Annotated in this window: 11 protein-coding genes; 5 read left to right on the top strand and 6 right to left on the bottom strand. The window is 43.7% G+C overall.

All coding sequences use genetic code 11. The features are described from left to right. Nucleotides 1-169: 169 nt before the first annotated feature. Nucleotides 170-3,619: a GAF domain-containing protein gene (locus BJP34_RS12495; protein WP_070392628.1), complete on the bottom strand. Its 3,450-nt coding sequence runs from the start codon at nt 3,617-3,619 to the stop codon at nt 170-172. A 489-nt stretch (nt 3,620-4,108) separates the two neighbouring features. On the opposite strand from BJP34_RS12495, the gene BJP34_RS12490 reads away from it, so the two are divergent. Further along, entirely contained in the window at nt 4,109-5,155 is a 1,047-nt protein-coding gene (locus BJP34_RS12490) for a phosphate/phosphite/phosphonate ABC transporter substrate-binding protein (protein ID WP_070392627.1), read from the top strand. Nucleotides 5,156-5,282: 127 nt separating this feature from the next. On the opposite strand, the gene BJP34_RS12485 is transcribed toward BJP34_RS12490, so the two are convergent. After that, a complete protein-coding gene (locus BJP34_RS12485; protein ID WP_070392621.1) occupies nt 5,283-6,497 on the bottom strand; it encodes an RNA-guided endonuclease InsQ/TnpB family protein in 1,215 nt (404 codons plus the stop codon). A gap of 67 nt (nt 6,498-6,564) precedes the next feature. On the opposite strand from BJP34_RS12485, the gene BJP34_RS12480 reads away from it, so the two are divergent. Continuing rightward, nucleotides 6,565-6,708, top strand: a complete 144-nt coding sequence (locus BJP34_RS12480; protein WP_070392622.1) for a plasmid mobilization protein — start codon at nt 6,565-6,567, stop codon at nt 6,706-6,708. A 251-nt stretch (nt 6,709-6,959) separates the two neighbouring features. Here BJP34_RS12480 and chrA read toward each other — a convergent pair whose 3' ends face one another. From chrA to BJP34_RS45995, 3 genes are all read right to left on the bottom strand, one after another. Beyond that, nucleotides 6,960-8,198, bottom strand: coding sequence for a chromate efflux transporter (chrA, locus tag BJP34_RS12475; protein ID WP_070392626.1), 1,239 nt, complete (start codon nt 8,196-8,198; stop codon nt 6,960-6,962). Nucleotides 8,199-8,208: 10 nt separating this feature from the next. Continuing rightward, nucleotides 8,209-9,219: a sulfotransferase family protein gene (locus BJP34_RS12470; RefSeq protein ID WP_070392625.1), complete on the bottom strand. Its 1,011-nt coding sequence runs from the start codon at nt 9,217-9,219 to the stop codon at nt 8,209-8,211. Nucleotides 9,220-9,986: 767 nt separating this feature from the next. Then, nucleotides 9,987-10,226, bottom strand: coding sequence for a hypothetical protein (locus BJP34_RS45995; protein ID WP_193431321.1), 240 nt, complete (start codon nt 10,224-10,226; stop codon nt 9,987-9,989). A gap of 865 nt (nt 10,227-11,091) precedes the next feature. On the opposite strand from BJP34_RS45995, the gene BJP34_RS12465 reads away from it, so the two are divergent. Next, entirely contained in the window at nt 11,092-12,786 is a 1,695-nt protein-coding gene (locus BJP34_RS12465; protein WP_070392624.1) for a beta strand repeat-containing protein, read from the top strand. Nucleotides 12,787-13,227: 441 nt separating this feature from the next. Continuing rightward, nucleotides 13,228-13,425 (top strand): hypothetical protein, encoded by a 198-nt coding sequence (locus tag BJP34_RS36650; protein ID WP_083305126.1) that lies wholly within the window; start codon nt 13,228-13,230, stop codon nt 13,423-13,425. Nucleotides 13,426-13,659: 234 nt separating this feature from the next. Here the strand turns inward: BJP34_RS36650 and BJP34_RS12455 are convergent, their stop codons facing one another. Then, nucleotides 13,660-13,803, bottom strand: a complete 144-nt coding sequence (locus BJP34_RS12455; RefSeq protein ID WP_070392622.1) for a plasmid mobilization protein — start codon at nt 13,801-13,803, stop codon at nt 13,660-13,662. A 67-nt stretch (nt 13,804-13,870) separates the two neighbouring features. On the opposite strand from BJP34_RS12455, the gene BJP34_RS12450 reads away from it, so the two are divergent. Beyond that, complete coding sequence (locus BJP34_RS12450; protein WP_070392621.1) at nt 13,871-15,085, top strand: RNA-guided endonuclease InsQ/TnpB family protein; 1,215 nt, start codon at nt 13,871-13,873, stop codon at nt 15,083-15,085. The last annotated feature ends 32 nt before the right edge of the window (nt 15,086-15,117 follow it).

Here is a 15,117-nt window from a genome sequence, read left to right as displayed (position 1 = left end):
TACTTGAAGTGCTCAAGGTCTGAGGCCACGCTAAGGGAATAGTTTATGCCCATAGCTTAGGCTACTCATCGTGCTTGTGAGTAAAAGAAGCTCACGGCACCTCAAGTAGCGTGGCCTACGGCCAACCGCTGACAGCTGACGGCTGACAGCTGACGGCTGACAGCTGGTGTTATGAAAAATATTTAAAACCACTAACTGACTCCTGCAATTCCTGAGCTACGGCTACAGTTGAGGTTAAGGAACTTGAAATTTGCCTAGAGGAATCAACGGTACGTTCCGAGAATTGGGCAATATCTTTGATCAACATAGCGACGCTCTGAGTGGTTTCGGTTTGGGAAAGACTCCCTTGGGCAATGGCTGTCACTAGCTGCTCGATCTGGCACGAAGCCGACCTCAGCTGTTTCATATTCTGCTTAGCTTCCTCAACTCGACTTGTCCCCTTCTCCACCACAGCACTGCTCTGTTCCATTACCTTGACTAATTGAGACGTTTCTAGCTCGATATCATCTACTATCTTGTGAATTTCCTGGGTAGCTTTGATCAATTGGTTGGTAAGCTGATTCACTTCTTTGGCAATCACGACAAAACCCTGAATCCCACCAGACCGCGCAGCCTCAATCTCAGTGTTAATAGTCAAAACATTGGTTTGGACTTTGAGCATGTTGCTCAAGGCAACCACCTTAGCAATCTTTTCGGAAAATTTACCTAGCTGCTTCACTCTTGACGTCGTTTCCCCAATCGTGTCTCGCAATTCCAGGATACTCTCCTGAGTTAGGTTAATAGCAGTGCTGCTAGCTTCAACAGTGGTTGCAACTCCATCAACTACCCTCGCCGCCTGATCAGCATTCTCAGCCACTGCTTGAATCGAATCGGTGATTTGCTCTACTGAATCCAGGGTGCGAGTGGTTTCTGAAGCTTGCTTAAGAGCATCTTCTGCTAGTTGACCAACTACTACCTCCTTGTTTCCGAGTAAGGTATTGACTTCAACCGCTGAGTTGTTGACCTGGGTTACGATAGTTTGCAAATTCTCAATAATGGTGTTAAAAGCATCAGCAACTTTACCAATTTCATCCAAAGTCACGTCAGAGCGCACTGTCAGATCTCCTTGTGCTGCCCCTTGCAAATTTTCAAGCAGTACCAGCAGTTGCTTCTGGAGTGCTTCTTTTTCCTGTCTTTGCTCTTGAGAAATTCTTTCCGTCTTTTCGAGCAGATTAGCCTGCTTTAGAGCAAAGCTGAATTGAATCGCCACCTGAGTCAAAAGGTTAATCTCCGTTTCCTGCCAAGCTCTTGGCTGTGAACATTGATGGGCAGCCAGAAAGCCAATCAAGTTACCTGCCACCAAAATCGGTGCTACTAAACTGGCTTTAGCTCCACGCAATAGAGAGCTTTGGCCAAGCCTCTCGACTTGGGACTGCTGGTAGTAGGTCAACTTACCCTCAAGATTATCAATGGCTAGAACCTGACGTGACTGGTAGTGATCAACATCCTCTAGGGGAAAATCCAACTCTTCTTTCTGTGTTTCTGGGGTAACAGACCCATCCAAAGTTACTGAAAGGCCAACCATTGAGCCTTTCTGATTCTGTTCGAGGAGGTAAATGATTGTGCGATCGCACGAGAGCGCTCTTTTAATTCCCAGCACCGTAGCCGCGAAAATCTTTTCCCGTTCTAGGGATTCAAGCATACTAGCGGTAATCTCATTTAACGTTTGGGAAATGTCCACCGTGGCTTGCTGCTGTTCCAGGAGCAGGGCTTGGGTGAGGGCATCACCGATTTGTCTAGTTAACTCCTTCATTAAGTGACGTTCTGACTCCTGCCAACGGTGGGGTTCTGAGCAATGATTCGCGTACAACAAGCCGAAAAGTTCACCTGCAACTATAATTGGTGCAACTAGGCTGGCTACGACACCAAGGGGTTGAAGGAACTGGCCAGGAGCACCAGTTAGAGTAGCTTGTTGAAGGTTCTCGACACTCACAAGCTTTTCCAAGTTAAACTGCTTAATTTCCTCGGTCGTGATTGGTTCGTAAATAGTTTCCCCTAGGGCTTCAACCAAACCCGAATCTACGACCTCCGCTGCAATTATCCCGCTTTTGAAGTCAGGATTAAAGCGATAGATAAACACACCGTCTGTCTTGAGGGCAAGGTGTAACCCATAAACGGAAGTTTGTAGGATATTGTCGAAGTTTAAGGATTGCTGAAGCTGGTTGCTGACTAGCACTAGTGTCCGCGCCTGTTCAGTTTCTTGTTCTTGCTCCTGTAATCGACCTTTGATCCGTGTCACCAGGTTATTAAAAACTTGAGCCAGTAGCTGCGTCTCGGTAGCACCAAGCAGTTCCGCCTGAACGTTCAGGTTGCCTGCAATCACCGCCTTAGCAGTATTAGCCAACTGACCCAAGGGTTTTGCTAACTGATCGGATAAAGCTCTGACTACCAAGGTAATAATAATGCCCAGTACCACGAACAAACTAGTAAAGCCTATTGCCGCTTTTCTACCCGCTGCTCTGAGTTCACTAAGTTTGATCGAGACAGCCAGAGTCCAATTGCTATCAGGAACTGCAACCATTATATAGTGCCTGGTATTATGAGCAAAGGTGGCCAGCTTTAAGTTTGGGAAAAGTGGTGAATTAGCTGACTTTATGGTCAGTCCCTTCTGTTGGACTGTTTTCCCAGTTTCAACAGCTTCGAGCAAAATTTTCAGGTTCTGTACAACTGCTTTATCCTTTGCCCCTAGCAGTTTCTGTGGCTGCTCTTTACTCTTCCCTTGGTAGATGGTATCTACAACAGCCACAGTGTCGTCTTTTTTCAGGGCTAGTAGCTGCATATATTGAGAATCCCCAATTTCCAAATCCTTCAGCAGGTTTTTAAATATGGTGCTGAAAACAGAGGCAGGCAAAACTCCTCTAACAACCCCTAGGAATTCATCAGTTGCTGGGTCTGTGATCGCTTTGCTGAACTCAATCACGAACCTATTGTCAGTATCATCAAATTTCGTTTTAATCACCTGCTGACTGGGATTATTTTTTGCCACTTGCCACCAGGCTTCATCCCGTTGTACAAAGTCAGGAGTAGGAGTGTTGTAAGCCACATTAAACCCATTTTTTTCGGTAAAAGATATCTCGACAAACTCATGAATTGCTGTAGTTTTATATAAGTAATAATTGAGAGCTTGATTCGGCTGTATCAACCGGGTAGCGGAGAAAGAATCTTCAACCTCGTAGTAGGGTAATTTGGCAAGGTTTTTAACTTGAGAAACTTTCGCTGCAGTGCTAGCTGCTTCAACTACTAGAGGGCTAGCGGCCAATGTAGCAGGTATTCTTTTTGCTTCCTCTAAAAATATATACAAAACTCTGCCCGCAACTAGGGTTTCACCCTCTAAGAGTTGCTCAGCTTGCTGTTGGGAGCTGCGGGAAATAGCACTGTAGCTGAAGAGTCCAGCCAGACCTAGAGGGGTTAAAACCGCTGGTAGAATCGTCTTCAGTAATTGAGTGCGCAGATCATTACTTTTCCTTTGTGTTTGGGAATTTCTGGGATTGGTGAGTTCACTGGATTGCCGTTGTCGATATTGGGTTATCCCTTGAGGTGTAACAGGTAATTCCCAACGTAAGTCTTTTGAACAATGCATATGACCGTGACTATTTTTCCTAGAACGATAGCTATAGGGTTTATAAACGATTTGTGAAAATCCAGAAACCCAAAATTATTGGAATTACAAGAATCTTGGCCACGTAATCGTTCACAACCTATTTAGAATTTTTATATTGACTCCAGTTTTTAATCTAACCATATTTATCTAGGAAGTTATCTCAGTCAATTAACTGAATTTTGTGCCTTAAGAGTTACGCCAATTTACTGAATATACGCTAGAGGTAGTAGTGATGTAGGTAGTAATGACTAACTCTACAGGTACAGTTTTTCGGGAGTCTTGTGTATACTCGTAACTGTTCACAGTAAACACTAAGGCTGGCTAGGGTATGTCTAAAACTTCATCGAAAACTTCATCGAAACTTTATCAAAGTATCCATCAATTGAAATAACTCTTGCCAAAGAAAAAATAAGATCTAGTTTCAATTATTTTTATGATTATTCTTTTTGAAGATTTTAATTGGTTTTGATGGTTAAAAATCTAGTAAACTCAATAAGTTATCAACAAAAAATAATTCATCTAATAGTTCATTTGTTGACTGGTGTATCTATTGCTCTTATCCTAGGGCTTACCGCCTGCGAGAAGAAACAGTCTGCAAACCCATCAGTGATACCCGTTTATACTTCCCATCAACCAGTTTCGGACAATACTGTCCGGGTGGGTGTACTTACCATTGATAGCGTGGATTCTGTCAAACAACGGTATCAGCCACTCCTAAACTACCTTTCTGAGGTGATTAATCGCCCTTTCTCCTTAATACCTGTTACCCAAGAAAGTCAATTCATTGAAGTAGCCCAAGGTAATTTGCACTTTACCACCAACAATCCTCTGGCAGCTGTGCAAATCCGTCGGCTCTACGATACGGAATTTCTACTTACCCACTCTCGACCTCAGGTGGGTACAAAATTTGCTGGTCTGATCATTGTCAGAAGCGATAGCAATATCTACAAACTGAAGGATCTGCAGGGTAAGAAGGCAGCCTGCGTGGCTTTTCAAACGGCGGCGGCTGGCTGCACTTTCCAAATCTATCATCTGCTTCAAAATGGTATTGACCCGTTCCTGGACTTCAGCAGTTTTGTGGAAAACAAATCGCAAGACAAGATCGTGCAAGACGTACTCAACGCCAAAATTGATGTTGGGTTTATCCGTACAGGTCAATTAGAAAAGATGCTCAACCAAGGCTTGCTGGAAAACCTGGAACAGGTCAGAATCCTAGAGTCAGCTAAAAACAAATTCTTCTATACTCATACCACCCAGCTCTATCCCGAGTGGCCAATTGCTGCGGTTAAGGGTACTGACCCGCAATTAGTCGCAGTAGTGACCGACGCGCTTCTGAATATCCCGGCAAACCATCCAGCCCTGGCAGCAGCTAAGATAGAGAAGTTTTTACCGGCAGAGGATTATGGCTCCCTGGATAAACTAATTGAAAGGTTGAGGCTAAAAAGTTGGAATGCTCATAGGGATCCATTTAGGAATTCTGAGAACAGGCAACAGGGAGTAGGGAGTAGGGAGTAGGGAGTAGGGAGTAGGGAACAAAAATTCTCACAATTCCTACACGGATTGCTATAGCATTTTTATTTGAGATGTAAACCGAGAAGGTCTTTTTTTATTTTAGTGACATACTCCCACACTGAATCAAAGATTACAGTGTGGGCTTCTTACCAACACCAGGTATCCCTTCGGTTACTCGGTAAGCTTTACTTGTGACGGGATGCCCCACCGCCAAATTCAATATATTGATCGCCGCATTTACATCTCTGTCAGCTACATAACCACAATGAGGACAAGAGTGGATGCGGTCTTTTAGTTTCTTCGGTACTCTTTTCCCGCAGTTAGAACAGTTCTGGCTTGTATTTCTGGGATTTACTGCTTTTGTTACCAGTCCAGCATTTTCGGCTTTGACTGACAATATAGACAGAAATTGTCCCCATCCAGCGTCTAACACAGATTTAGCTAGTTTAGTTTTAGCTAGACCTTTAATATTTAGCTTTTCATGGGCAACTAGATCGTGATTGTCTAGTAACTCCTTGGCGGTCTTGAAATGAAAGTCTTTCCTTGTATCCGCTACTTTCTTGTGTGCCTTCCCTAGTCTGTTAACAGCCTTTTTCCTGTTAATACTCCCTTTCTTCGATCTACTGACAGATTGTTGGATTTTCTTTAGACGCTTTTGAGCTTTCCGATAGTACTGAGGGATAGGGACTTCTGAACCATCCGACTTCACCAGGAAAGACTTGAGACCCATGTCTATCCCGACAGGGTTAATTACACCATCTACTGGAATAATGTCGGGTACAGTATCATCTTGGATCGACAGCGTAACATAATACCCATCTGCTTTACGGGTTATAGTAGCTGTCTTGATCTTAAAACCTTCTGGAATGGGTCTGTGATAAATCATTTTGACTTTCCCGAATTTTGGAAGAGTCAAAATATTTCCTTGTATTGGATTTTTGGAAAGCGAAGGGAATGTAAACGATTTATATCTGTTTTTTCCCTTAAATCGAGGTCTCCCACTTTTCTTTCCGTTGCTGTCACCCTTAAGAAATCGTTTAAAGGCAAGATCAACTCTCTTTACGCAATCTTGTAAAACTTGAGATTGAACAACTCCGTACCAAGGTCTATCCTTCTTTAGTTGAGGTAGAGTCTTTTTCTGGGAAAAATAGTCGGGATTATTTCGTAAATCCGGCAAATAACAAACAAGAGGACAAGAGTTAATAGAGCAGCGATTTTGTTCATACCAGTTAAACCTGTCCGCCAGTAAGTAGTTATATTGACATCGGAGCATGTCCAGCCATCTTTCTACTTCCGTTTCTTGCGACTTAGTCAATCTTAGCCGGTATTGATAGGCTGCTCTCATTGTTGCTGTCCTCTGTTTTTCGACCTATCATTAATAGATAACACAACCAGCCAAATGGCAAGTCAAAATGAAAACTATAAAAATGACAATCCGTTTAACCGAATACGAAAAGAAAAAATTAGCACAAGAGGCAGAGAAGAGAGGAATGAACCAATCTGAGGTACTTAGAAGTTTAATAGCTCGCTTTCCCGATCCCAAGGACTCTGTGTAAAATTCATCCCACACCTATGCTACGCATCAGGATGTGGGGCTTCTTTTACCGGCCAGCTAAAAAACTCTGGATCTCTTTCCCCTATTGCCTTTTGCCTATTTCCTCTTGCCTTTTTCGAAAATCTCTAACTTTACAACTTGTTTTAAAACTATATATTATAGCAATCCGTGTAGGAATTGAGAGAATGTTTGTTCCCTGTTCCCTACTCCCTGCTCCCAGATCCGCTGTTCCCTTTGCTATAGCAATCCATTCTAGATTGAGTAAAGTACTAAGCCTAAAATTCCGGCAATCGGGATAATCAACAGCACCTTCACCCGGAACCGCCACAGGGCAACTAGGGCTGCGGCAAAGATCACCAGGCTGCCAACATGAAATTCAGCACTCCCAGCTACTACAATAGCAGCGGTAATGATCATGCCAATTACGGCAGGACGAATTCCTTTGAGCGCCGCCTGAATCACTGTAGATTCTTTGATATGTTTCAATAAGTGGGAACAGGTTACCATCAGCAGTCCTGGTGGTAAGAAAATGCCTACTGTTGCTACTATTGCTCCGGAAATCCCTTTCACCACATAACCGATGAAGGCAGCGCTGATCAGAATTGGTCCAGGGGTAATTTGTCCGATTGCGATCGCATTAGCAAATTCTGTCTGAGTCACCCAACCGTAATTATTCACCACCACTTCTTGAATCAGGGGAATGAACACGTAGCCTCCACCAAATAGCATCAGGCTCATGCCGGAAAATGTCACGAATAGTTTCCCGAGGCTGGTTTCCCCCAAAAAGGGTAGGGGAATCAGAGAAAGCAACAGAAAACTCAGCAGGATGAGCAAGGTGACTGACAGCTTCAGCCAGGAAATCCCCTGAATTGACTCCTGAATCGGTTGAGCTTGGGAATTCTCCTGTCCCGAGTGCTTAGTGTCACCTAACCAAAGCCATCCTACCAATCCAGAACCGACCACGACTAGCACAGTAATGTAGAATCCTCCTACTACCTTGAGTAGGACTGCCGCTATCAAAGCAATCACTAGTTCCCGCCAGCCTTTGATCGCTTTTTTGCTCATGCGTCTGGCGGCACTCAAGATTATCGCCGCCACCGCAGGAATAAATCCGGCAAAGGCTTTTTGAAGTGCTGGAATTTCCCCGGCCTGGAGATAAGTAATGGTTAAACCAATTACCAGGATAAAAGAAGGGAGCAAGACACCAATGGCACTAACTACAGCGCCATTAGTCCTCCCTAAGCGATAGCCCACATAGGCTACTACATTAGCAGCAACTGGACCAGGTAAAACAGTGGCTAAAGAAATGCCGTCTAGCATATCTTCATGGGTGAGGAGTTTGTGCCGCCGCACCATCCGATTTTCCACTACGGAAATCAGAGCCATGAAACCGCCAAAGGCTGTACTACCGATCTTGAAAAAGTTCCAGAAGAGAAACCAAAGGGATACCGACTCGGAATTTTCCGAGTTTACATGCAGTTTTTTTAACATAGTGAGTTCTTTAAGCCACTACGGTCTGACGTGCTTTAATCTCTTTGAGCAGAGTGGCTTGGCGATCTCGTCGCTTTAAGTCCTCAGGATCCATTTTTTGGCGTGCCTCTGCTTTTAAGCTTTGGTTAATCCCATTAAATTTAGCGATCGCAGTGCTGCTGAATTTGATTTCTTTCCCTTTAAGAATCCCAACCCGTTCGTAACCAAGAGCATCAAGTACATCTCCCGCCACCAATTCAAAAATCAGGATTTCCTCATCCGTAGCTTCCTGGAGAAACTTCTTAGTGTTTTGTTTAATTACAGGTTGGGTGACATTACTCCATAGGGAGCTAGACGTTGCAGCATTCGAGGCTTCCTGGGATTGATGGAAATCCAGCATCTCAGGAGTATACTGCACCCCTAGGAAATTACACAGATCCTGCAGGGTAGTCTCAGGAGAGCTGATTAGGGTTTCATAACTGATGCTAAAAAACCTCTGGGGACTTAGGCGAGAGCGCATCTGGAGTGCTAAACGCTGGGCTTTTGCCCATTCTTGAGCAATATGGTAGAAGTGCTTTTCTCCAACCACTGCCTTCTTAAAAGAAACCGCCACATCTCGACCATCCCGGTACAAATAGATAAATTTAGGGTTTTCCAAGTAGGCGGTAATCTCTGGCAGGTAGTAAACGTTGGCTAAACTTTTGCAACACCATTGCTGTGCTCCCCAAGTTTGTGCCATAATATCGTAAACAGAGGCAAATATAGCCACCAAAGACCGCTCTCGGCAAAGGGAAATAACTTCCTTTGTATCTAAATGCACACCCTCCCAAGGGACAGGATTGAGTTCCACTAAACGACACACATCATTGACTAAGAGGGTAAAGCTGTCCGTTTGACTCAAATCCCCATAGGTAGGTAGTAATGGCATCATCCGCTGCAATATGTGAGGGGAGTGGGGAGCAGCGAGATCACCAATCTGATTCAACATCAGGCGCAATAAATTAGAGCCTGAGCGTTGGGTGCCGATCATAAAAATAGACATAACTTTGAGCTATCCTCATCACTGAATTCCAATTGCTGACCTTGATCACCGATTAAGTAGAAGCAGCCATCAGAAAACGTTGTGGTTGCAATGCAGTACAATAAAAGCTTGGTCTTCACCAAAGCAACTCTCCCTAGCTGTGAGTGGAGCGGTGTTTAGCTAACTAACCGTAAGTATTCAGCTATCAGCTATCAGCTATCAGCTCTGAGCTCTGAGCTATCAGCTCTGAGTTATTAGCTATCAGCTATCAGCTATCAGCTCTCAGCTCTCAGCCATTCGCGTAGCGTGGCCTTTGGCCAAGGCCTGTGGCCAAGCTATAGTAATTTCAAATAACAATGGAACACTTTTTCGGCTGAAACCCTTTCATAGCAATAAAGAGTTGTCTCAATCTAAATTGAAATGACTATACACCGAACAGCTTTTGAATAAAATAAGCTGACGGCTGTTCGCGCACGCGTGAGCTTTTAGCTCACGGCTGACGGCTGTTGGCGTAGCCTGCGCGTAGCGCATATGCTTACAAATTGTTTAACAACCGATCAGCGCGTTTATATCTGGTTTGTAAACAAAATTATTGCCGGAAAAAGCAAAAGCTAAGAGGCAAAAGGCAAGAGGGGCAAGATATCCGGAGTTTTATTGGAGAAGAAAAAAAGACCTCCTATGTTTAGATCTGATTTATAAACCCTATAAACCAGATCACACCTTCGTTAACTGATTACCCGATCCGGGATAACAGCCGAAAATTAAGCACTATTACTAAAGTAGATAGGCTAAATGATTGACATTAAGACTGTAGGTTGATGGGCTGATGGGAGAATAATATCAAGTTCGGTTGAATACCCATAATAAAAGTGTGGGGAGATGGGGAGATGGGGAGATGGGGTGATGGGGTGATGGGGTGATGGGGAGATTTTTATTAAGCGATGCAGCGCGGTCTTGGGGAGGCAGCGCGGTCTTGGGGGTTCCCCCCATGAGCGACTGCCGTGGTTTCCCCCACTCGCGCTTTGCATCAAGACAGAGTAATTATCCTGACATGATATAACACGCAGCCAAATCGGCATTGCTTAATAATGGAATGATTTTAAGATAATGGAATGATTTTAAGAGGATATCTCCCAAGTTTTTTTATACTGAATTTTGCCCCCCTAGCCCCCCAACTTTGGGGGGAACAAGAGTCTATTTGCTTCTACAAGTCCCCCAAAATTGGGGGACCAACGGGGGCTTGGATGTAGCAAATGAGACTTCTCAGACAACCTCTAAGAGTTTTTTAGGTGCGCGCCTCCTAGGCTGGGTTCCCCGGCCTAGGGTCGCACCTGTGGAATAGGCATCTTGCCTGTTCCTGATTTTTTGGGGCGGGCAGGATGCCCACTCTACTCTGATTCATTTTTTGATTCAGCAACGCCGGACTTACTGTATCAATGAATTAAAACTGAAACCAAACTGAGAAAAAAAAGCAAAACTGAGACAACTGAGACAAAAACTGAGACAACTATTATGCCAACTTATGCTATACAATATCGCCTCTGAATAAGATTAATTTCATCGGTTTATGCTTCAACCTGAGATTAGTCTGAGAAAAATCTAAGCTCACCCTGGGCTAAGTATGAAAAAAATTATACAACTAAGCCTAGTTAAAATAACTGAGCTAAAAAACTGAGACAAAAACTGAGACATTAGGCTCTGATCCGAATGCCATTGTAGAAATATAGACACCTTAGCGACTAGACAACAGCGCTAATGCCCTGTTAAAACTGATGGTTTTTGCCTAAGGGTCAATGTTTGCCTGAGGTTAAAAACATTACACTGGTCTATTGCCGGTAGACCAGTGTTTACTTTCAGTCTCAACTTAATTCACTTGCATTCGGAGGAACTTTGATGTCAAACACTTTTATTCCCACTGGAGAAACTCTAACCGAGCCCGTAGTACTACCCGGAGTAGGGGATTCTTTAAGCGTATTCGGTACATTGGATGTTGATGGTAGTGCTGTTGATATCACGGGCACTAATGCCAGCATCTTTAACGCAGAGACAGGGACAATTGATGGTAGCTTCAACGGTGTCAACTTCGTTAATGGTGGTGTCTCTTCTGGCACATTAACCAACCAAGGCTTGATTACCAGTGATAGTCGTCCCGTCAACATCGGTGGTCAGAACATCAAGGTTGATAACTTAGCCCAGATTATCTCCTCTGCAAGTCCGAGGGATGGTGTCGTTTACGCTGACCAGACCGCTACATCCTATGATATTTTCAACGGTCCTGATGCTCTAATCGATGTCGGTGAGGGGAATGATGGAGATGCCATTTCTCTACAACTCGGTGCTAATGTCACAGGCAGTGTGGTTAATCAAGGTACGGTGATCGGACGTGGTGTGCCGGTGGGTAACAACCAAGCTACTGCGATTCGCCTCAGACAGGGTACTGACATCGGAGGAGCGGATGTCTCAGTCTTCAATGGTGATATTGTCAATGAAGGCACGTTGATCTCAGAAACTGACAGTGGTATCCTGATTGAGTCGGGAGTCGAACTCAACGGTACAATCGTTAATAACGGTACAATTGATGGTGCTTTCAACGGCGTTAGCTTTGCCAATGGCGGTACCTCTTCTGGGGCGCTGCAAAATTTCGGTACTATCACTAGTGCTAGTCGTGCCGTAAATATCGGTGGTCAAGATATTAGCCTTCAAAACTTCGGTGAGATTCTCACCTCTGCCAGTCCCCGGGATGGTGTCGTTTACACTGACCAGAGTGCGCTTTCCTACTCGATTGTCAACGAAAGTAGTGGTCTGATCGATGTGGGTGAAGGCAATGATGGAGATGCCATTTCTCTACAACTCGGTGCTGATGTCACAGGTAGCGTAATTAATCGGGGTACGGTGATCGGACGTGGTGTGCCGGTGGGCAACAACCGAGCAACTGCTGTTCGCCTCAGACAGGGTACTAATACTGACCTCTCAGTCTTCAATGGTGATATTGTCAATGAAGGCACCTTGACCTCAGAAACTGATGCGGCAGTACTGATTGAGGACGGAGTCGAACTCAACGGCGACATCATTAACAGGGGCACTATCAACGGTGGTGTTGTTGCAGGCAGCCCTCAGGTCGGTATTGATGCTCAGGGTGCTGAGGGTGACGTCACTGTTGTTAACCAAGGTACTATCAACGGCGATGTTCTACTCAGTGCTGGTAATGATACCTATGATGGTATCGCAGGCACTGTTAACGGTACTGTTTTCGGTAATGAGGGCAATGATACTCTCATTGGTGGTAGCGCTAATGATGTGTTGAACGGAGGCGTTGGCAATGACTTGTTAACTGGCAATTCAGGTGCAGACATCTTCGCCTTCGGCAGTGAAATCTTCCAAGACGGTCTCCAGGACTTTGACCAAATCACTGACTTTGAGGCCGGTGATGCCTTTGATTTCGCTGATGAGTTCTTGGGCAATATTAGTTTCGGTCGCGAAACAGTTAGTGGTCAAGAAGCCGTAGTAGCAATCCTTGGCGGCGAGGATAATCTGACTGTATTCGGTAATCTCGATGCTGCTGAGCAGGCATTTAATGCATTTGTGTAACACAACAGTTTAATCCCAAGACTGTTCCGATTAGTTCTTACATGAAAGGTGTTTACCCAAGACTGTTAGCGATCGCTAGTTAGATTAGCGATCGCATTTTTTTTCTAAGCTCAATAGCTTTCTAATACCGATGCTATCGGAAATAATATGAGATCAAAATGATATAAGTCTGAATAAAATCGCAAAACTGATACAAAAACTGAGATAAATAGTCTTAATTACTATGCTATATCCACCCCTAAGCTTGTTTATTATCTCTATTAATTCCTCAATATTAAAGTAATTTAAAATTAATCTGAATCCCGCCTTAAATTAATCTAATAAAAATCAAAAAAATCAGCTGAATTAAAACACTTCATCCCAAAACTGAGGCAAAAACTGAGACAGCATTCCTGGCTCTGCTCATTACTCTAAAACTAGACAGGTAAAGAGGACAGGGTAATGTGGCAGAAAATCATAGTTTGGCTTATAACTGAAATTATTTTAAACGTGCTAGGAATTGATGACCTAGCAGACTATAGCGAATTCATATTTGAGAAACAAGTCATTCATTTCAACAGCTATCAGCTGTCAGCTGTCAGCCGTCAGCTCAATGCTTACATTTGGGAGAAGCCGAACCAGCCCGTTTTCTTCAAATAGATTAAACATTTGCGTAGTGTTATCTCGTTATCTCCCAGGGTCGAAGCCTGTGCCACAAAGCTAATAACTGATAGCTGATAGCTGATAGCTGATAGCTGATAACTGATAGCTGATAACTGATAGCTGATAACTGATAACTGATAGCTGATAACTGATAGCTGAATACTTACGATTTTAGCTGGCCGGTAAAAGAAGCCCCACATCCTGATGCGTAGCATAGGTGTGGGATGAATTTTACACAGAGTCCTTGGGATCGGGAAAGCGAGCTATTAAACTTCTAAGTACCTCAGATTGGTTCATTCCTCTCTTCTCTGCCTCTTGTGCTAATTTTTTCTTTTCGTATTCGGTTAAACGGATTGTCATTTTTATAGTTTTCATTTTGACTTGCCATTTGGCTGGTTGTGTTATCTATTAATGATAGGTCGAAAAACAGAGGACAGCAACAATGAGAGCAGCCTATCAATACCGGCTAAGATTGACTAAGTCGCAAGAAACGGAAGTAGAAAGATGGCTGGACATGCTCCGATGTCAATATAACTACTTACTGGCGGACAGGTTTAACTGGTATGAACAAAATCGCTGCTCTATTAACTCTTGTCCTCTTGTTTGTTATTTGCCGGATTTACGAAATAATCCCGACTATTTTTCCCAGAAAAAGACTCTACCTCAACTAAAGAAGGATAGACCTTGGTACGGAGTTGTTCAATCTCAAGTTTTACAAGATTGCGTAAAGAGAGTTGATCTTGCCTTTAAACGATTTCTTAAGGGTGACAGCAACGGAAAGAAAAGTGGGAGACCTCGATTTAAGGGAAAAAACAGATATAAATCGTTTACATTCCCTTCGCTTTCCAAAAATCCAATACAAGGAAATATTTTGACTCTTCCAAAATTCGGGAAAGTCAAAATGATTTATCACAGACCCATTCCAGAAGGTTTTAAGATCAAGACAGCTACTATAACCCGTAAAGCAGATGGGTATTATGTTACGCTGTCGATCCAAGATGATACTGTACCCGACATTATTCCAGTAGATGGTGTAATTAACCCTGTCGGGATAGACATGGGTCTCAAGTCTTTCCTGGTGAAGTCGGATGGTTCAGAAGTCCCTATCCCTCAGTACTATCGGAAAGCTCAAAAGCGTCTAAAGAAAATCCAACAATCTGTCAGTAGATCGAAGAAAGGGAGTATTAACAGGAAAAAGGCTGTTAACAGACTAGGGAAGGCACACAAGAAAGTAGCGGATACAAGGAAAGACTTTCATTTCAAGACCGCCAAGGAGTTACTAGACAATCACGATCTAGTTGCCCATGAAAAGCTAAATATTAAAGGTCTAGCTAAAACTAAACTAGCTAAATCTGTGTTAGACGCTGGATGGGGACAATTTCTGTCTATATTGTCAGTCAAAGCCGAAAATGCTGGACTGGTAACAAAAGCAGTAAATCCCAGAAATACAAGCCAGAACTGTTCTAACTGCGGGAAAAGAGTACCGAAGAAACTAAAAGACCGCATCCACTCTTGTCCTCATTGTGGTTATGTAGCTGACAGAGATGTAAATGCGGCGATCAATATATTGAATTTGGCGGTGGGGCATCCCGTCACAAGTAAAGCTTACCGAGTAACCGAAGGGATACCTGGTGTTGGTAAGAAGCCCACACTGTAATCTTTGATTCAGTGTGGGAGTATGTCACAGAA

Source organism: Moorena producens PAL-8-15-08-1, from assembly GCF_001767235.1.
Classification (GTDB): Bacteria; Cyanobacteriota; Cyanobacteriia; order Cyanobacteriales; family Coleofasciculaceae; genus Moorena; species Moorena producens_A.
Note: the sequence above shows the minus strand (reverse complement) of the source record. Positions and strands in the feature narration are given on the sequence as shown.